Origin of the sequence: Streptomyces umbrinus (assembly GCF_030817415.1) — a bacterium.
GTDB lineage: Bacteria > Actinomycetota > Actinomycetes > Streptomycetales > Streptomycetaceae > Streptomyces > Streptomyces umbrinus_A.
The window spans coordinates 1841097-1859745 of the sequence record NZ_JAUSZI010000002.1; the positions used below are offsets into that span (position 1 = coordinate 1841097).

Consider the following 18649-nt stretch of genomic DNA (forward strand, 5'->3'; position numbering starts at 1 on the left):
AGGCGCGCTCAATGTAGGAACCGGTTGCCGCAGGGTCAACGCTCCCGTCGGACGAGCACCGCTATTCGAAACTTTCGCTGGGAACGCGGGGGCGCCCCCCTTCAGGGGCGCGGGGAACTGCGCGACCAGCCAGAGACGACCCGCACGCACCCGGCGCCCCGAAGCCACCCCCTACCCCCTCCCGACCCACCGCCCCAACGCCACCGAGGCGATGACCAGTTGAGGCGGATCGATCGCCGTCTTGCCGTCCTCGATGTCCCACAGGGTGTTCTGCAGGATGCGCCCCAGCGTCCAGCCACCCGCCCGCTGGCGGTCCAGGCCGACCGTCCCGGTCAGCACGTCGAAACGGCGGAGCACCGCGCGGGCCTCGTCGCCGGTCGCCGTCACCGCGTCCCAGCGGCTGTTCAGCGCGGGCCACAGGTCGAACCCCGGGTCTCCGGCGAGGGGTTCGGGATCGATGGCGAGCCAGGGTTCCCGCTGCCCGGCGAGGACGTTGTCGTAGTGCAGGTCCCAGTGGAGCAGCCGGTCCCCCGCCTCGCCGACGAGTTCGGCCACGGCGGACGCGCAGGTGCGCAGCAGACGCCGGTCGGCGGGGTCGCGGAGGGCGGGCAGCGCGTGCGGCACCTGGTCGAGCATGGCGGCGGCGATGCCGGAGAGCCGTCGCAGGCCGTCCGGCGCGGGCACCGCGACCAGGCGCGCCAACAGGTCGGCGAGGATCCGCAGAGCGGCGGCGTCGTCGGCCAGCGACGACAGCGGCCGCGCCGCGTCCAGTCGCTCCAGCAGCATGGTGCCGGTGTCCGGGTCGTGGTCGAGCAGACGCACCGCGCCGGCACCGTTCCACACCCGCAGTCCCAGTGTCGCGCCCGCGTTGTCCTCGCTGAGTTCCTGGAACTTCAGGACCGCGGGCGTGCCGTCCGCGCGGGTCACCGGCAGGATGACGGAGGCCATACCGCGCGCCGTCGGGCCGTCCGGCGTCAGTGACCAGCGGTCCAGGAAGTCCCGGGCGGCGAACTTTTCGGGGATCTCCCCGGAAGTCTGTGTACTCATCGGTGTCGGAGTATGGGCTGACCCCGCCCCTGCGGGCCACGGAATATTGGGCGTTCAGAATCCGTCGAGAAAATCAACAGCGCGGACGACGTGATTCATGTCACCCACAATTCGAGGCAATGCGGGGCCGCTGACCGGGGCTCCGGCGGGTGTACCGTAATGGGGCGAGCCTGATGAAGATTCCCACGCCCAGCGATCAGCACCGTGGACGACGAGAATTCAGGATTCCTGAAGACCGAAGGTCTTGCTCGACATTGTTGAGTTTGCACCAAGAACTGAGGCACGGGAAGAGATGTTGACCGCAATGGAGACGGATACCCCAGAACAAGGGCAGGAGACTCTTCTGGTGTCTCCGGACTACGACGCCGACGCCCCCGAGCCCCGGCTCGGCTCCGACGGTGCCTCGGTCGATCCGGTCCGGGACTACCTGAAGGTGATCGGCCGGGTCCGCCTCCTCAGCGCCGCACAGGAGGTCGACCTCGCCAAGCGGATCGAGGCCGGCCTGTTCGCCGAGCACAGGCTCGAAGAAGAACCCGATCTCGATCCGGCGTTCCGGCGCGAGCTGAAAATCCTCGTCGAGGACGGCCACCGGGCGAAATCCCACCTCATCGAGGCCAACCTCCGCCTGGTCGTGTCCATCGCAAAGCGTTATACGAGACGGGGTCTCACTTTTCTGGACCTGATCCAGGAGGGCAACACAGGTCTGATTCGGGCCGTTGAAAAGTTCGACTACGTCAAGGGTTTCAAGTTCTCGACCTACGCCACCTGGTGGATCAGGCAGGCGCTGACACGGGCCCTGGCCGACCAGAGCCGCACGATCCGCATTCCGGTCCACGCGGTCGAGGTCATCAACAGAATGGCCAGGCTCCGCCGGGAGATGCTTCAGGAACTGGGCGTCGAGCCGACGGTGGGGCAGGTGGCGGAGCGGATGGAGCTGCCCGTCTCCAAGGTCATCGAGCTCGACAGCTACACCAAGGACCCGGTCTCGCTGCACCTGCCGCTGGGCGAGGACGGCGGCAGCGAACTCGGTGACGTGATCGAGGACAGCGAAAGCATCTCCCCCTTCGACGCGGTGACGTTCCTCCTGCTCAAGGACACCATCCAGGAGATCCTCGCCCATATGACCCCGCGCGAGGCCGGCATCATCACCCTGCGGTACGGGCTTCTCGACGGACAGGCGAAGACCCTGGAGGAGATCGGCCAGGTCTACGGCGTCACCCGCGAGCGCATCCGCCAGATCGAGTCCAAGACGATGTCGAAGCTGCGCCACCCGTCGCGCTCACAGGCCCTGCGCGACTACGTGGGCCTCGACTGAGCCGAGCCGCCCCACTTCTTGAGTCGGGCCCGCTTCCTGAGTCCGTGCGAAATCCTGAGTCCGGCCGAGTGCTCACTGGACCGGCAGTGCCTGCTCGGCCCAGATGGTCTTTCCGGTGCCGCTCGGCCGGCTGCCCCAGCGGTCGGTGAGCTGTGCGACGAGCAGCAGGCCCCGGCCGCCCTCGTCGAAGGTGCGGGCCCGGCGCAGATGGGGCGAGGTGCTGCTGGCGTCGGAGACCTCGCAGATGAGCGCACGGTCGCGGATGAGCCTGAGCTGGATCGGGGTACCGCCGTAGCGGATGGCGTTGGTGACCAGTTCGCTCACGACGAGTTCGGTGACGAAGGCGGCCTCGTCGAGCCCCCAGCGGGTCAGCTGCTCGGTGGCGTACTGCCGGGCCGTGGCGACCAGCGCCGGATCGGACTCCAGGTCCCAGACGGCCACCTGGTCGGCGTCCAGGGCACGGGTACGGGCCAGGAGCAGCGCCACGTCGTCGGCCGGGCGCTGCGGGAGCAGGGCCTTGAGGACGTTGTCGCAGGTGTCCTCCAGATTCCGGGCCGGGGCGGCCAGGGCGGTGCAGAGGGCGGCGGTGCCCACGTCCACGTCGACATCGCGGGCCTCGACGAGACCGTCGGTGTAGAGGGCGAGTACGGCACCTTCGGGCACGTCCAGCTCGGTGGCCTCGAACGGCAGGCCGCCGACGCCGAGCATCGGTCCCGCGGCGACCTCGACGACCTTCACCGTCCCGTCCGGGAGCAGCACGACGGGCGGCGGGTGGCCGGCGGAGGCGACGGTGCAGCGGCGGGACACCGGGTCGTACACCGCGTACAGGCAGGTGGCGCCGATCTCGCCGATCATCGCGCTCTCGTCGGCCGCGAGGTGGCCGACCAGGTCGTCCAGGTGTGTGAGCAGCTCGTCCGGCGGCAGGTCGACATCGGCGAGGGTCCAGACCGCCGTACGGAGCCGGCCCATGGTGACGGAGGCGTGCAGGCCGTGTCCGACGACGTCCCCGACGACCAGCGCCACCCTGGTCCCGGACAGCGGGATCACGTCGAACCAGTCGCCGCCCACTCCCGCCTGCGACAGCGCCGGAAGGTAGCGGGAGGCGAACTCGACGGCAGCCTGCACCGCCATCACCTGGGGCAGCAGGCTGCGCTGCAGGGCCAGCGCGGTGGTGCGCTCCTTGCTGTAGCGGCGGGCGTTGTCGACGCAGACGGCCGCCCGGCTGGACAGTTCCTCGGCCAGCGACACATCGTCCGGGTCGAAGGCGTCGGGATGCTCGGGGGTGAGGATCCGTACGAAGACGGCCACGCCCAGTGTCGTGCCGCGTGCCACCAGCGGGACGGCCATCAGCGACAGCTCGTGGTCCTCGCCCTCCCGCAGCTTGGCGGAGCGGGCGTCGTGCTCGGCGAACCAGGTGTCGAGGCCGCTGTCGCCGCTCCGGGTGAGCACCGGCTCGCCGGTGGCCAGGGCGCGGGCGGGCGGGGAGAAGGCCGGGTAGATGTCGGCGGCACCCAGGTCGATGGCCGCCTCCGGCACACCGGGGGTGTCGGAGTGGTGGGCCACCCTGCGCAGCTCCACGCCGCCCTCCACCGGCCCCGTTTCGGGTTCCTCGCCCTGGAGCACCGAGTCCAGCAGGTCGACGCCGGCGAAGTCGGCGAGCCGGGGCACGGCCAGTTCGGCGAGTTCACGGGCGGTCTGGATCACGTCGAGCTTGGTGCCGATGGAGCCGGCGGCCTCGTTCAGCAGGGCCAGCCGCTGTCGTGCCCAGTACTGCTCACTGCTGTCGAACCCGGCCAGCGCGGTGCCCAGCAGCTCTCCGGTCCGGTCCCGCACCGGCCACATCTCGAAGCTCCAGGCGTGCATGCGACGGCCGGACGGCGCGCGGGTCCAGCTCTCGTAGTGGACCGGCTGCCCGGTCTCGGCGACGATCTCCAGATGGCGCAGGAAGCCGCGGCTGTGCTCGGCGTTCTCCACGGTGTCGGGGAAGTACCGGTGCCGGAACGCCGTCTCGGGCTGTCCCATGACCTGGCACGCGAAGTCGTTCATCCGCAGGTAGCGCTGCCCGGTGTCGAAGATCGACATGGACATCGACGCCTGCTTGAAGGCCAGCTCGCCCAGGGTCCGCTCGCCCGGGTCCGGAGTCGCGGTGACGACGAACCCGGGACCCTGGCACCCTTTCCCGCCCTGCAGCGGGCACATTCGCAGCGCCAGCTCCAGCCGCCGCCCGTCCTTGTGGCGCACGGTCACGACAGTGTCGCCGTGTGTCAGCAGAGCCCGCCGGGCCGCCGCGGGCTCCCCCGCCACCAGCTCCGACGCCGGGCGCCCGGTCACGTCCTCGGCCGTGTACCCCGTCAGCAGCCGCGCGCCCTCGCTCCAGCCCGTGACATTGCCGCTCGCGTCGACCACCGCCATGGCGTCACCGGCCGTGGCCGCCGGTCCTCCGTCGCGCGGCAATGTCACCATGTGTACAAGAATCGTCCCCTTCGGCATCCGTATCAAGCCAGGTGACCGGTTTCGACCCTCACTCTGTGGTCTCGTGCTTACACGATCGGAGTGACCGCCCGTACGTTCACGAAGCCACCCGCTCACCTCGCTCACCGATGTCGTCGGCGGCGTCGACATCGGCATCGGCACTGGTACGGGAATCGGGATGGGCCAGGCCCAGGTGGTCGCGCAGGGTCGTGCCCTCGTACTCCGTACGGAACACACCGCGCTCCTGGAGCAGCGGGACCACCGTGTCGGCGAAGGCGTCGAGGCCGCCGGGGGTGATGTGCGGGACGAGGATGAAGCCGTCGCTCGCGTCGGCCTGGACGAAGTCGTCGATGGTGGCCGCGACCGTGGCCGGGGAGCCGACGAAGGCCTGGCGGTTGCCGGTCTCGATGACCAGGTCGCGGATGGACCAGTTGTTGGCGGCCGCTCGCTCCCGCCACTCCCGGGCGGTGGCCAGCGGGTCGCGGTACATCCGGACCTGGGCCCGGCCGCGCGCGACGGTGTGCTCGCCGAGGTCGGGGTCGATGTCGGGCAGCGGGCCGTCGGGGTCGTACGCGGACAGGTCGCGGTTCCAGACGAATTCCAGGTGCTTGATGGCGGTCGCCCCGCTGACCTGCTGCCGGCGCACCTCGCGGGCCAGCTCCTCCGCCTCGGCGTCGGTGTCGCCGAGGACGAAGGTCGCCGCGGGCAGGATCAGCAACTGGTCGGGCGTACGGCCGTAGCGGGCCAGGCGTCCCTTGACGTCCGTGTAGAACGCCTGGCCGTCCTTGAGGGTGGCGTACCGGCTGAAGATCGCGTCGGCGCCTGCGGCGGCGAACTCCCGGCCCTCCTCGGAGTCGCCGGCCTGGAAGATCACCGGGCGGCCCTGTGGGGAGCGCGGGACGTTGAACTGCCCCTCGATGTCGAAGTGCCGGCCCTGGTGGACGAAGGCGCCGGCCTTCGCGTCGCGCAGGAAGGTGCCGGTGTCCTGGTCGGCGATGATCTCGTCGCCGTGCCAGGAGTCGAAGAGTTCGTTCGCGGTGGCCAGGAACTCCTTGGCCCGGGAGTAGCGCTCGTCCTGCGGGAGGAAGCCGCCGCGCCGGAAGTTCTCGCCGGTGAAGGCGTCCCAGGAGGTGACGACGTTCCAGGCGGCGCGCCCGTCCGAGAGGTGGTCGAGGCTGGCGAACTGCCGAGCTACTTCATAGGGCTCGTTGAAGGTGGAGTTGATGGTGCCGGTCAGGCCGAGGTGCTGGGTGACGGCGGCGAGCGCGGTGAGGACGGTGAAGGTGTCGGGGCGGCCGACGACGTCCAAGTCGTAGATCTTTCCGCCCTGTTCGCGCAGTCGCAGCCCTTCGGCGAGGAACAGGAAGTCGAACTTGGCGCGTTCGGCGGTCCGTGCGAAGTGCGCGAAGGAGCTGAACTCGATGTGGCTGCCGGCCTCCGGGGCGCTCCAGACGGTGGTGTTGTTGACGCCGGGGAAGTGGGCGGCCAGGTGGATCTGCTTCAGCGGCTTGCTCATGGTCCTGCGGTCTCCGTCCGGCTCAGGCGGTGGCGTTGGCAGCGGCGTTGGCGTTGGCGGCAGCAGCGCCGGTGGCGTAGCGGTTGGGCGGGCGGGTGAGCCCGAGCAGTCCGCGCAGGGTGTCGGCCTCGTAGGCGCGGCGGAAGGCACCCCGGCGCTGGAGTTCGGGGACCAGTCCCTGGGTGATGGCGGGCAGGTCGTGGCCGAGGACGGCGGGGCGCAGCCGGAAGCCGCTCAGCCCGGCCGACCACAGCTCCTGGAGCAGGTCGGCGAGTTGGGCGGGTGTGCCGGTGAAGACGCGGGCGTCGCTGGTGAACGGCTCTCCCGCGAGGGCGTCGAGACGGTCCCTTCGGGCGGCCGCGGCGGCCGGATCGTCGTCGAGGAAGACCACCAGGTCCCCGAAGACGTGCAGAGGTTGGTCGGCGCGGCCCGCGAGGGCCTGCTCGGCGCGGATCTCGGCGACGATCGCCCGGGCGTGGTCGGTGTCGTGCGGGGTGACGTAGCCGATGTCGGTGGCGCGGGCCACCAGCCGGTACGGGACGGTCTGGTGGGCGAGGGCGCTGACGACGGGCTGGCCCTGGGGCGGACGCGGGGTGATGGAGGGGCCCTTGACGCTGAAGCGCGGGCCCTCGAAGTCGATGTAGTGGAGCTTGTCGCGGTCGACGAAGCGGCCGGTGGTCACGTCCCGGATCTCGGCGTCGTCCTCCCAGCTGTCCCAGAGTCTGCGTACGACCTCGACGTAGTCGGCCGTCTCGTCGAAGAGTTCGGTCACCACGTCCTGGGTGGCCGGGCTGTCGTAGGCGTCCAGGCGGGGCAGCGTTCGGCGGCCGAAGTGCGCCGCCTCGTTCTGGCGTGCCGTCAACTGCACCCTCAAGCCCGCCCGGCCGGAACTCACATAGTCGAGGGTGGCGATGGCCTTGGAGATGTGGAACGGCTCCGTGTGCGTGGCCACCACGGTCGGCACCAGACCTATGTGGCGGGTCAACGGGGCGACCCGGGCGGCGACGAGAACGGCGTCGAGCCGGCCGCGGACCTGGTCGGTCCGCCCGTCCGGCTCGATGAAGTGCGACGACTGCAGTCCGAGGCCGTCCTCGAAGGTCACGAAGTCGAGGAGACCGCGCTCGGCCTCGGCGACGAGGTCGGCCCAGTAACCGGCGGTGAACAGTTCCCGGGGCCGGGCCACCGGTTCGCGCCAGGCGGAGGGATGCCAGCCGGCGCCGTCGAGCGCCACGGCGAGGTGCAGATGCGCGGAGGAGGGCAGGGCAGAAGGTGCTGAGGACACGAGAGGTGTGCCTTCCTGATCGACCGTACGAGAAAGCCGGCCCTCACCGGAGGACGCGGCCGCGTGGGATTCGGGTCAGGAGCAACAGAGCGCGCCGGCAACGCGCAGCAGGTCGATGTGCGGCCGGGAGTAGAGGCGTACGCGATGGAGCGGGGCGGCCTTCGGGGCGCTGCGGCGGGACACGGTTCGCGCCGGCACGTGCGTCACCTCCGCCCTTCCGGCCCGGCGGACCTGGGGTCCGGCCGACCTCGTGTTCGCGGGCCCTCGATCGGGCACCGCCTCGTCGTCAACGAGCACAACAGTACGGCTGTGCCTTTTCTTCCGGCTACCAAGAGTTCCTGTTGCCACGGCTGGCGGGAGTTCCTGTTCCTTCGGCCACCGGGCGTTCCTGTCAGGACGCTTCTCATCACGAGGTGCGAAGCCGGTCTTGTGGTGAGGCGGCCGGATGCCCAGCTGCTGAGACGCCGTCTTGACGGTCACGCTGAGCGCATCAACACTGACGGAGACGGTCACGATTGCCAGCGCCCGTCGTGCGGGGACTCCCCGTTCGTGCGGTCATCGGCCCCGGCCCGCTGGCAGGCAACCCTTCCACCGCGACGGGGTGCCCCGGGTGACGACCGGGTTCCGCCGGAGCGGCGGGGCAAGCGTGGTCTCGCGTCTCGCGAGCCCCGACGGCAGGACCGGTGGGAATTGTCCAGGAACGGCTTGACGAGGCGCCTGCACATCGATTTGTCGCGTGTCTCCAGCGCTTACTGATCCGCTACGCGTCCGACCGATCCGGACCTGTACGGCAGCGCAGTCACTCCGTTCCGCCGCTGGCGCCCACGAGGCGGCCAGGGCCTCCGCGTTCCCCCTGGAGAGTCATGCCCGAGACAGTTTCCCGTGGTTCCAGCAGCACCGACACCTTCACGACGGCGGCCTCCCGCCCGAGCGCCGCCCACTCCTCCGGCTGCGGTACGGCCGCCGGTGGCACGTCCGTCCCCGTTCCGGCCGCCCGCCCGCACCGCTTCCGCAGCCGTATCGGCGTCGGTCTCGCGGGCGGCTTCTACCCGGCGCCGCACCGCTATCAGCTGTATCTGTCGGAGGCCTGTCCCTACTCGGGGCGCGTGGCGGTCGTCCTCGACCTGCTCGGCCTCAAGGGCGCGCTCACCACCACGGTCCTGAAGCTCCCCGCCGAGACACCCGATGGCTTCGCATCGCTGCGCGGCGCCTACGAGGCGACCTGGCACCACTACGACGGCCCGCTCACCGCGCCCGCGCTGTGCGACCGCTGGAGCGGACGCGTCGTCAGCAACCACACGCCCGACATCCTCCGCGACCTGGCCGGCCTGCTCGCCGACGGAGCACGCGAGTCCGCACTGGACCGGCTCGACCGGCAACTCGCCTGCCAGCCCTACGTGTTGGGCGACGAGCTCGGCACCGCTGACAGGGACCTCTGGGTGACACTCACCCACCTCGACCACTTCGACGCGGCCGGCACCCTCGCTCCGTACCGCCACATCGAGGAGTACGTACGACGTCTCGGCGATCACCCGGACCTCTCCACCGACGAGCGCTGAGCGCAGAACCTGAGCGCCGGCCCACCGGCGGGTGTGACAACTGTGCGGCAGTGGGCCTGAATACGCCTTCCGGATATGCCGGTAACGGGGATAGAGAAAGGGAACAGTGAGGGAGTTGTAAAACTGGGGGCGGGGAGCGGATGCGCATTCAGGTACTCGGGCCGGTCTGCGCCTGGCGGGACGGCACCCGCCTCGACCTCGGTTCGCCCCAGCGCCGCGCGGTACTCGCCCTGCTCGCCGTGTCCCGTGGACAGCAACTGCCGTTCTTCGGACTCGCGGACGCACTGTGGGGCGAGCGCCCGCCGGCGACCGCGCCGAACGTCGTCCAGACCCACATCAAGCATCTGCGCCACCTGCTGGAGCCGGACCGGCCACCACGCTCCCGCAGTGCGCTGCTCCCCCGGCTCGGCGACGGCTACGCGCTGCGCGTCCCGTACGACGCCATCGACCTGCTGCGCTTCAGGGACCTGGTCGCCGAGGCGGTGACCGTACGACGGGACGGGCGGCGCGGCGGCCAGGAGCGGGCCGCCGCACTGCTGACCGACGCACTCGGGCTCTGGCAGCAACCGCCCCTCGCGGACCTGCCCTTCCTCTCCGCACACCCGGTGGTCGTCGCGCTGGCGGAGGAACGCCGTGGGGCGGTCGCCCAGTACGGCGAGGCCATGATCGCGGCGGGCCGGAGCGCCGACGCGCTGCCCGTCCTGGAGGAGACCGCGGTCGCGCAGCCGCTGGACGAGGACGCCCAGGCCCGGCTCATCCGGGCGTACGAGGCCGTCGGGCGACGTGATCAGGCGGTCGCCGTCTACCGACGGAGCCGGCGCCGGCTGGCCGACGAACTCGGCGTAGACCCCGGCCCAGCACTGGCCGAGGCCTATGCCGCCCTGCTGCGCCGCCGCACCCGGCCTTCCGCTCCCGACGCCGGGCACGCTCCCGCCCACGACACCGCCGACGGCCCTGGCACGGCAGGCGCCGCCGAGTTGCCCGCGCAGGTGCCCGCCCACGTACCCCCGTACCCGACTTCGGCGCGCCGATTACCCGCGCAACTCCCCGCGGATGTACCCGACTTCGCGGGCCGGGACCCGGAACTGTCGGCGCTGGACCGGCTGCTGGCCGCGGCGGCGGGCAGTCCGACGGCCGGGGCCGTCACGGTCGTCTCCGGCACGGCCGGGGTGGGAAAGACCGCGCTGACCGTCCACTGGGCGCACCGCACGCGGCACCGGTTCCCCGACGGCCAGCTCTACGTCAACCTGCGCGGCTACGACCCGGACCGCCCCATGCCGCCCGGCGACGCCCTCACCCGGTTTCTCACCGTCCTCGGAGTGCCCGGTGACGCGATCCCGCTCGACGTCGACGACCGCGCGAGCCGGTTCCGGACCGAACTGGCCGACCGGCGGATGCTGCTGGTCCTCGACAACGCCCTGTCCGAGGAGCAGGTCCGCCCGCTGCTTCCCGGCTCGCCGGCCTGTGCGGTCGTGGTCACCAGCCGGGACAGCCTCGCCGGACTGGTGGCCCTGCACGGCGCCCGCCGTATCGGTCTGGGCCCGCTCCCGCCGCCCGACGCCCTCGCCCTGCTGCGCACGCTCGTCGGTGCGCGCGTCGACACCGAGCCGGGGTCGGCCGCCGCCCTGGCCGAACAGTGCGCACGTCTCCCGCTGGCGCTCCGGGTCGCGGCCGAACTCGCCGTCGCCCACCCGTCGTCGAGACTGGCGGACCTGGTCGCGGAGCTGGCCGACCAGCAGCGGCGGCTCGACCTCCTGGACGCGGGCGGCGACCGGCGCGCGGCGGTGGAGGCGGTGTTCTCCTGGTCCTACGAGCGGCTCCCCGCCCCGGCCGCCCGCACCTTCCGCCTGCTGAGCCTGCACCCGGGACCGGAGGCGGACGCCCATGCGGTCGCGGCGCTGATCGGCGAAGCGCCGGGGGAAGCACCGACCTGTGTGCCGGGCGAGGGGCCGACCCATGTGCCGGGCGCAGCGCAGGAAGAGAGACCCGAGCACGTGCCGGGCGCCTTGTCGGACCAGGTGCCGGACAGCCTGCCACTCCACGCGCCGGACCACCTGCCGGACCACATGCCAGGCCGGGTGTCGGCCCACGCGTCAGATGCCGTACCGGGCGACGAGCGCGCGGGTGCCGGTGAGAGCCCCGCCCAGGCCGCCGCAACACTGGCCCTGCTGGCCCGGGCCCATCTCCTGGAGCCCGCCCGGCCGGGCCGGTTCGGCACCCACGATCTGCTGCGTGCCTACGCGTACCGCCTGACCCGAACGCATGACTCCGAGGCCGAACGGCAGGCCGCGCTGGTTCGTCTCTTCGACCACTACCTCGGCACGGCCGCGGCAGCCATGGACACGCTCTACCCGGCCGAGCGGCACCACAGGCCCGCGGTCGCACCCTCCGTCCATGCCCCGCCCGCCGTCGGCGACGCGGCCGCGGCACTGGCCTGGCTGGACGCCGAGCGGCCGACGCTGGCCGCCGTCTGCGCGGTGGCCGCGGACCGCGGCAGTCCCCGGCACGCCGTCCGTCTGGCTGCTCTGCTGTTCCGCCACCTCGACTCCGGTCACCACACCGAGGCGCTGGAGATCCACCGCCACGCCCTGCGGGCCGCCGAGACGATCGGTGACCTGGGCGGACAGGCCCACGCACTGACCAACCTCGGGGTCGTGCACTGGCGGCTCGCCGACGCGGGATCGGCCGAGGACCACCTCGTACGGGCCCTCGAACTGCACCTCCGGACGGGCGACCGCGCTGGGCGGGCGCGAACCCTGTCCAACCTCGGCAACGTCCACTGGCGGCTGGGCAGTCTCCGCGACGCGGCGCACGACCATCAACAGGCCCTCGCCCTCTACCGGGAGACCGGCGACCAGGTGGGCCAGGCGCGCACCCTCACGAACCTCGGCAATGTGTGTCTGCGGCTGGGCGAGTACGAGCAGGCGGCCGACCACCAACGGCAGGCCCTCGCCCTGCACGACCTGACCGGTGACCGGATCGGCCGCGCCCGCACCCTCTCCCATCTCGGCAACGCCCTTCTGCGGCTGGGCCGTTCGGAGTCCGCGGCCGAATGCCAGGAGCAGGCCCTCACGCTCTTCCGGCAGTTGGGGCACCACGGCGGCGAGGCGTACGCGCTGTCCGGCCTAGGCGACATCCGGCTGGGACAGGGCGAGTTCCAGGCCGCCGTCGCCTGTCAGCGGCGAGCCCTCGAACTGTTCCGTGAGAACGGGGAGGGCTACGGCGAGGCGTCGGCGCTCAACGGCCTGGCCGAGGCGCTGCACGGCAGCGGCCGTCACGACGAGGCGCTCGACCACCACTCCACCGCGGCGACGGTCGCGGCCGTGACCGGTGAACACGACCAACTGGCACGGGCGCACGCAGGCGCCGAGCGCGCCCGCCGGGCCCTGGGGCCGTGGGTGACAGCCACCGCGTCGTCGACCACATCGGGGCCGTGAACCCGCGGAGCCCCGCCGTTCAACCGTCCAGCCGTTCAACCACCGTCCAGTGGACGTCCAGTCCTGCCCCATAGCTTGCCGTCGCCGCCTGACGATCCGGCCTGGCGGACCAGGCGGCAATGCCTATGCCTCAGTACACGCTCGTGCTCACCTCCACGCTCAAGCTCACGCCGACCGAGAGGGAAGAAGCGATGAAAGCAGGGCTCAGGAAGAAGTTGGCCACGGCGGTCGCGGCCGCGTCCGCCATGGCGGCACTCGTCGTGGCGACCCCGGGCACCAGCCACGCGGCGACGCCCAGCCTGCCGGCGTTCGGCATCTCGGCCGACGGCAAGCTGATGGCGTATTTCACCACCGACAGACCCGACGTGCTCAACTGGTTCAGGGTCATCAACGGGCTCAGCGGCGACACCTCGGTCATCGGGATCGACTTCCGCGTACAGAACGGACTGATGTACGCCGTCGGCAACCAGGGCGGCGTCTACACGGTCAAGACCCCGCCCGCCGTCCCGGACGTACAGGTCACCAAGGTCTCGCAGCTCAGTGTCCCGTTGCAGGGCACCAACTTCGGTGTCGACTTCAACCCCGCGGCCGACCGGCTCCGGATCATCAGCGACACCGGCCAGAACCTGGCGCACAACCTCGCCAACAGCAGCACCGCCACGAACACCCCGCTGACCACGGACGGGGCGACGACCCACGGCGTCACCGGCGCCGCCTACACGAACAACGACCTCAACTCGGCCACCGCGACCACGCTGTTCGACATCAACACGACCTCGGACCAGGTCGTCATCCAGTCACCGCCCGCCAACGGCCTGCTGACCGCGACCGGTTCGCTCGGCTTCGACGCCGGCGCCAACGCGGGCTTCGACATCTTCAGCGACCTGAGCGCGGGCAAGACCATCTCGAACACGGCCTTCGCCGCCCTCACTCCGGCCGGTGCCTCGACGACGACGCTCTACACCGTCGACGTACTCACCGGAGCCACGACCGACGTGTACGCGTTCCCGATACCCATCACCGACATCGCCGTCGCGCTCGACGCGGGCTGACCCGACCGCGGACCGGCCGTCTCGGAGACGAGACGATCAGAGGCCGTATCGGTCGGCGCCTCGCGCGCGTTCCGATACGGCCTCCGGGTCAGGTACGGCTCCGGGGTCAGGCGGGCCGGATCACGCTGTGGATCGCCGCCTCGCCGGCCCAGTGGATCGACTCCTCGCGGATGGACGCCCCCGGGCTCGGCGCGTGGACCATCATGCCGTTGCCGCTGTAGATGCCGACATGGCCGACGTGCCCGTGGAAGAGGACCAGGTCGCCGAGACGGATGTCGGAGAGGGGGACAGCCGTACCGGCGACCGCCTGATCGTGCACGGTACGCGGGAGTGCGACCCCCGCCGCCTTCCACGCCGCCTGGGTGAGGCTGGAGCAGTCGTACGAGCCCGGCCCCATCGCTCCCCACACACAGGGCTTGCCGATCTGCTCACGGGCGAAGTCGACGGCTGTCGCGGCCTTCCCGCCGTATCCGGGGGTCGATCCGGCGTATCCCGGGGTCGACCGACCGCTGTATGCCGGAGACGAAGCGCTGTATCCCGGGGTCGGAGTGCCATACCCCGGGTTCGCAGCACCGTCCGAACCGATGGGCAGGCCCGTGCCGATCGGCGTACGGGAGTCGACGGGCGGAGCCATACCGAACGACAGGTCCGGGCCCATGGACAGATCCATGCCGAACGACGGAGCCGGAGCGATTGGTGGAACGATTGCCGGAGCCGGAGCGGCGGGCAGCCCCATGCCGAACGTCAGGTCCGGGCCGCCCAAGGCGTCGACAGCCGGTTCCATGCCGAAACCGGCCGACAGCGGCTGCGCCTGTGCCTGCGGCTGCCACCATTCGGCCTCGGCCTGGCGGTAGCCCTGTCCCTCGGTGGTGACCCAGGCGGTCTCCGCCGGAGGAGGTTCGATGGCCGCCACCGGCGCGCTCCGCCGGGCGATGTGTGCGGAGAGCAGTTCACGGGCCTTCGCGAGTTTGCTCTGGTTCCGCTGCTTGGAGGTCTTCAGCGACTGCCGCGGATCGGCGGCAGTCACGGGCAGTACCGCGGTGGCCTCCTGACGCGCCTGCGGCACGGCCGGCAGCGCGGCGACGGGTCCTGCGGTCAACTCCGCCACGGGTCGGGCGGCTGTCGCGGCGCCGGGTCCGGCGGTCAGCTCCAGGAGGGGCTTGCCCGCCCCTTCCAGCGCACGGTCGGGCGAGCGGTCGGGTGACCGGTCTGCCGGACGGTCACCGGGGCTCTTGGGCCGCGTCGCGGCCTGGCCGCGGTCCGGCGCCCTGTCGGGCGGCAGCACGGCGGGGATGAGGGGCCCCAGTTGCGAACGCCCCACGTCGAACCACTGCTTGGCGCGGTCGCTCAGAACGGGATCGGCGGCGGCGACCGTGTCGGCACGCCCACGCCCGGTGTCGGGCCCGGGCGCCATACGCTCACGCGGCCGGCCCGAGTTCATCGCCCGGGTCGCGTTGTAGTTCCCGCTGACGGTCTCTGCCTGGTCGTAGAGGCTGCTGATCCGCTGCTGGACCTCTTCGCGACTGGGCCCGTCGTCCCCTCTTGCGGGCGAGGATCCGCCGGCCGAGGAGTAGAGGTCCACTGAGGTGGCGGCCGCCGTCGCGAGGGCGGGCCGGGGTATGCCCGGGAGGTTGCTGCCTCCGGGGCGCGGGGTTCGTTCCGGCGCGATGGGAGCCGTACTCCTTCCGTGCTCCGCCTACCGAGTTAGCTGTCGGGTTCGGGCGAGGAATCCGGAAGGTATGCCCTACGGCCCTTGCCCTGTCGGGCGGTCGGGCCGATTCACCCCAAAGTTCGGTTGGGTCCCCGGTTCCGGTCGCCGCGAGGGCCACCGGATTCGGCGGAGGCCGCGCGACCCGGCGAGGTTCACCGGAGGGAGTCGTGCGTCCTGTCCGTCAACTTAGCCAACATGTGCACCTCGTGTGAAGATTGAAGGGCGAAGTGTCCGATATATAACTGTGACCTTCGTCGTACCGGGTCGAGACATCGCCGGACTTCGACGACTTCTCACGGTTCGCCGATCCTGCTGCTCCCGCCACTCGCAACTACTGCTCCAGCGAGACGGCGAAGACATGGGCCCTGGACGACCCTGAGGGCCCGGTCAGCATGATCGCGGTGAGCTGCTTGCTCGCGTCGAGCTCGATCACCTGATGGAAGACGGCCGCCTTGGTGGCCAACGGCCCGGTGCGCGAGTGGATCTGACCGGTGATCACCGCCTCGGTCTCTCCGAACTCGGGACCGGACGCCAGCCAGTTGGTGAGCGCGATCGGGGCGGCCTCGCTCGTTCCGTCGGCGTACCGGACCACCGCGGGGACGGTCACGGCCGCCGTGTCGCCCGCGCCGAGCACGTGCAGCTTCGTGAACGCACGTTGCGCGCCCTGCGGAACGGCGATCTCCTGCCCTGCCGCCACGAGGTTGTTGTTCGTTCCCTCGCTGCCGTTGGTGAAGAGGAAGGCGATCCCGTTGTCCGTCGTCTGCCCGGTCTGCGGAAGTTGGGCCATGGGGTACGTACGGCCGGTGCCGTCGAAGTCCCCGTCGCCGTAGTACATCTCGGTGGTGATGCCGTCGTTGTCGAAGTGCCCTGTGAGATCGAGCTGGGTGACGGTTCCGCTCTGCGGCGGTTCCGGCAGTCCCCACGGGTCGGCGGGCACGGTCACCTTCACCGGGGCGATCCGCAGGTCGGGCCGCGAGCCGACCGGGTGGATCACCGCCTCCGCGTCCCGTGCCAGGTCCAGTTCGACGACACCGTCGCCCAGGTCGCGCCAGGCGGGTGCGGGGCCGCCGACCCCGGCGACCGCGAGCCGGCCGCGCAGGGAGTGGCGTACCCGGCACGGCTCTCCGGCGAGGCTGCGTACACGGATCCAGCGGGTGGTGCCGCCCCGGCGGACGGCGCTGACGAGGAACGCGCCCTGGGTGCGGAAGTCGTGCAGCGTGACGTCCCGCCACGCGCCCGGGACGGCCGGGAAGACGCGGATCGTGTCGCCCCAGCTCTGGCAGAGCATGTCGTGCAGGCTCTGCGCGGCGGACAGCGGTGTCTCGATGACCGGACCCGCCTCGTAGTACATGGTGTTGGGCTGTACGAACCGGTCGACCAGCTCCCGTAAGTACGTCAGCGCGTCGTCGCCCCGGCCCATCTGGGCGGTGATGGAGGCGGCGCCGGTGAAGCTGTAGCCGCGCAGGGCACCCTCGAAGCCGATCCAGTGATTCAGCGACCGCTCGATCAGGTCCCGGTGCTCGGGCTGCTCCCAGTTGACGAGGTGGAGCGGGTAGACGGAGAGCATGTGGGAGTAGTGGCGGTGGGACTTGGCGAAGGGAACGCCGGCGCCGATCATGAAGCCGTTCCCGTCCACCGGGTAGTCGGTCAACTTCTCCAGCACCTCGCGCCACTTGGGCGCCAGCTCGTCCCGTACACCGAGCAGGGCGGCGATCTCCAGCAGGGCCGTACAGCTCCAACGCAGCAGTGCCAGGTCGTAGTTGCAGTCCGGAGCGTTGCCGTACTCGGGCGAGTGGGTCGGCGGCAGATGCAGCCTGCCGTCGTCGCCCTCGTACAGGAAGTGCAGGTAGTAGTTGGTGCTTCGGCGCAGCAGCGGGTACAGGACGTCCTCCAGGACGCCCCGGTCCATGGTGTGGCGGTAGGTCAGCCAGACGTTGTGCAGCGCCCAGGGGAGGTTGCCGAGCTCCGGACTGGCGCCGATGCCCGGGACAGCCACGGTGCCGCTGGTGTCGCAGGTGGCGTCGGTGGCGCGGCGCAGGCCCGCCGAGTCGGGCCGGTACTCGGGGCGCAGGCCGCCGACGAGTGTGCCGGTGTTCTCGGCGAGGGTGCGTGGGACGGCGTCCAGCTCAAGGTGGTTGGAGCCGTGCACCGCCCAGTACTCCAGCTGGACGTTGAGGTTCCACCACACGGCGGGCCAGGGCGTGGACTCCAGCCAGGGTCCGGTGGTCGCCATGATGGGCGCGTCCTCGCGGGCGGCGGAGGCGAGTTTGTAGAGCTGGATCCAGTAGAAGCTCTGCAGCATCTCGTCGGGGACGGAGAGGAAGCTCTTGCGGTAGAAGCGGTGCCACCACGCACGATGGGTGCGCAGCAGGCTGGAGACGGGCAGCGCCGATGCCTTGCGGACCGCGGATCTCGCCCGTCCCTCGGCGTCGGTGCCGGGATGGGAGTGGGCGACGGCCAGTACGTACGCGCGCTCGTCGCCCCGCCGGTGTTCCCGGTGGGCGGTGACTGTCTGGCCTCCCGCGACCAGCGACTGGACGACGACGCCCGTGCCGTCCGGCTCGCGTGTGGTCACCGGAGCGGGGTTGGGCTCCAGGCCCGCCGGAGGGTCCTCCCGGACGATGCGCGGGCTGACGGCGGGCGAGGGGACGAACTCCCAGCGGAAATCACGCTCGCCCGCGCTCGCGCGTGCGGTGACGAGCAGCAGCGTCCGGTCGTTGTGGACCAGCGCGCGCAGTGCGATGGTGCCCTTGTCCGTGGTGACCGTTCCGCTGACCTCGGCGTTCCACAGGTCCAGGCGCAGGTCGGCGCCCGTGATGGCGCCGACGGGGTGCAGACGGAGGTTGCCGACCGGGAGGCGGGCCACGCCCCAGTTGTGGCCGAACTCCGGCCGGTGGTCCTGCACTTCGGTGTGGTGCACGGTGAAGCGCAGGGCGTTGGTCCCGGGTTCCCCGTGGATGATCGAGCCGAGCAGGCCGTTGCCGAGGAAGGGCCCCTCGTACCAGGCGCGCGGCAGTCGCTTCCAGCGCGGGTCCTGTCCGGCGAGGAAGTCCCGCCATTCGCGGTCCGTACGCATACCGGTGAGGGCCACGGGGCCGACGAGCGGGCCCGGTTGGGCCGACGCCGGTTCCGCGACGCCCATTCCGGTCGCCGCTCCGCCGGCCGCGCTCGCGGCGACGCGGCCCAGGAATCCCCGCCTGCTGACACCCATCATCGACTCCCGTCCCGCCACATTGATCCGATGACTTGGTTGAATGC

At 71.2% G+C, this 18649-nt stretch carries 10 protein-coding genes, 1 pseudogene and 2 riboswitches; of the genes and pseudogenes, 4 read left to right on the top strand and 7 right to left on the bottom strand.

Annotation, left to right across the window (positions count from 1 at the left end):
- Nucleotides 1-171 precede the first annotated feature (171 nt).
- Complete coding sequence (locus tag QF035_RS08895; protein ID WP_307519448.1) at nucleotides 172-1047, bottom strand: aminoglycoside phosphotransferase family protein; 876 nt, start codon at nucleotides 1045-1047, stop codon at nucleotides 172-174.
- Between the two features lie 280 nt (nucleotides 1048-1327).
- On the opposite strand from QF035_RS08895, the pseudogene QF035_RS08900 reads away from it, so the two are divergent.
- Nucleotides 1328-2362: pseudogene (locus QF035_RS08900) on the top strand (RNA polymerase sigma factor); the annotation flags it as partial.
- A 72-nt stretch (nucleotides 2363-2434) separates the two neighbouring features.
- Here the strand turns inward: QF035_RS08900 and QF035_RS08905 are convergent.
- The 4 genes from QF035_RS08905 to QF035_RS08920 form a co-directional block, all read right to left on the bottom strand.
- Nucleotides 2435-4825: an ATP-binding SpoIIE family protein phosphatase gene (locus QF035_RS08905; RefSeq protein WP_307519449.1), complete on the bottom strand. Its 2391-nt coding sequence runs from the start codon at nucleotides 4823-4825 to the stop codon at nucleotides 2435-2437.
- Nucleotides 4826-4931: 106 nt separating this feature from the next.
- Nucleotides 4932-6350, bottom strand: coding sequence for an NtaA/DmoA family FMN-dependent monooxygenase (locus QF035_RS08910; RefSeq protein ID WP_307519451.1), 1419 nt, complete (start codon nucleotides 6348-6350; stop codon nucleotides 4932-4934).
- 22 nt (nucleotides 6351-6372) lie between these two features.
- Nucleotides 6373-7632 carry an LLM class flavin-dependent oxidoreductase gene (locus QF035_RS08915; protein ID WP_307519452.1) on the bottom strand — a complete coding sequence of 420 codons (1260 nt, stop codon included), beginning with the start codon at nucleotides 7630-7632 and terminating at the stop codon, nucleotides 6373-6375.
- Nucleotides 7633-7707: 75 nt separating this feature from the next.
- Nucleotides 7708-7830: a putative leader peptide gene (locus tag QF035_RS08920; RefSeq protein WP_307519453.1), complete on the bottom strand. Its 123-nt coding sequence runs from the start codon at nucleotides 7828-7830 to the stop codon at nucleotides 7708-7710.
- Nucleotides 7831-8139: 309 nt separating this feature from the next.
- Nucleotides 8140-8285: riboswitch (SAM riboswitch) on the top strand.
- Between the two features lie 210 nt (nucleotides 8286-8495).
- Here QF035_RS08920 and QF035_RS08925 point away from each other — a divergent pair.
- The 3 genes from QF035_RS08925 to QF035_RS08935 all read left to right on the top strand — a co-directional run bounded on the left by QF035_RS08925 (nucleotide 8496) and on the right by QF035_RS08935 (nucleotide 13680).
- The gene (locus tag QF035_RS08925; protein ID WP_307519455.1) at nucleotides 8496-9191 is read left to right on the top strand and encodes a glutathione S-transferase C-terminal domain-containing protein; all 696 of its coding nucleotides are present in this window, start codon (nucleotides 8496-8498) and stop codon (nucleotides 9189-9191) included.
- A 140-nt stretch (nucleotides 9192-9331) separates the two neighbouring features.
- Complete coding sequence (locus tag QF035_RS08930) at nucleotides 9332-12628, top strand: AfsR/SARP family transcriptional regulator (RefSeq protein ID WP_307519456.1); 3297 nt, start codon at nucleotides 9332-9334, stop codon at nucleotides 12626-12628.
- A gap of 191 nt (nucleotides 12629-12819) precedes the next feature.
- Entirely contained in the window at nucleotides 12820-13680 is an 861-nt protein-coding gene (locus QF035_RS08935) for a DUF4394 domain-containing protein (protein WP_373466937.1), read from the top strand.
- 106 nt (nucleotides 13681-13786) lie between these two features.
- Here the strand turns inward: QF035_RS08935 and QF035_RS08940 are convergent, their stop codons facing one another.
- Nucleotides 13787-15262 (bottom strand): C40 family peptidase, encoded by a 1476-nt coding sequence (locus tag QF035_RS08940; protein ID WP_307519457.1) that lies wholly within the window; start codon nucleotides 15260-15262, stop codon nucleotides 13787-13789.
- 95 nt (nucleotides 15263-15357) lie between these two features.
- Nucleotides 15358-15530, bottom strand: a riboswitch (cyclic di-AMP (ydaO/yuaA leader).
- A 192-nt stretch (nucleotides 15531-15722) separates the two neighbouring features.
- Nucleotides 15723-18602 carry a glycosyl hydrolase family 95 catalytic domain-containing protein gene (locus tag QF035_RS08945; RefSeq protein WP_307519458.1) on the bottom strand — a complete coding sequence of 960 codons (2880 nt, stop codon included), beginning with the start codon at nucleotides 18600-18602 and terminating at the stop codon, nucleotides 15723-15725.
- Nucleotides 18603-18649 lie beyond the last annotated feature (47 nt).

Excerpts from the sequence above, each read along its gene's own strand:
- QF035_RS08910 (WP_307519451.1), bottom strand. The coding sequence starts at position 6,350 with ATGAGCAAGCCGCTGAAGCAGATCCACCTGGCCGCCCACTTCCCCGGC.
- QF035_RS08925 (WP_307519455.1), top strand. The coding sequence starts at position 8,496 with ATGCCCGAGACAGTTTCCCGTGGTTCCAGCAGCACCGACACCTTCACG.
- QF035_RS08895 (WP_307519448.1), bottom strand. The coding sequence starts at position 1,047 with ATGAGTACACAGACTTCCGGGGAGATCCCCGAAAAGTTCGCCGCCCGG.
- QF035_RS08935 (WP_373466937.1), top strand. The coding sequence starts at position 12,820 with ATGAAAGCAGGGCTCAGGAAGAAGTTGGCCACGGCGGTCGCGGCCGCG.
- QF035_RS08930 (WP_307519456.1), top strand. The coding sequence starts at position 9,332 with ATGCGCATTCAGGTACTCGGGCCGGTCTGCGCCTGGCGGGACGGCACC.
- QF035_RS08905 (WP_307519449.1), bottom strand. The coding sequence starts at position 4,825 with ATGGTGACATTGCCGCGCGACGGAGGACCGGCGGCCACGGCCGGTGAC.
- QF035_RS08945 (WP_307519458.1), bottom strand. The coding sequence starts at position 18,602 with ATGGGTGTCAGCAGGCGGGGATTCCTGGGCCGCGTCGCCGCGAGCGCG.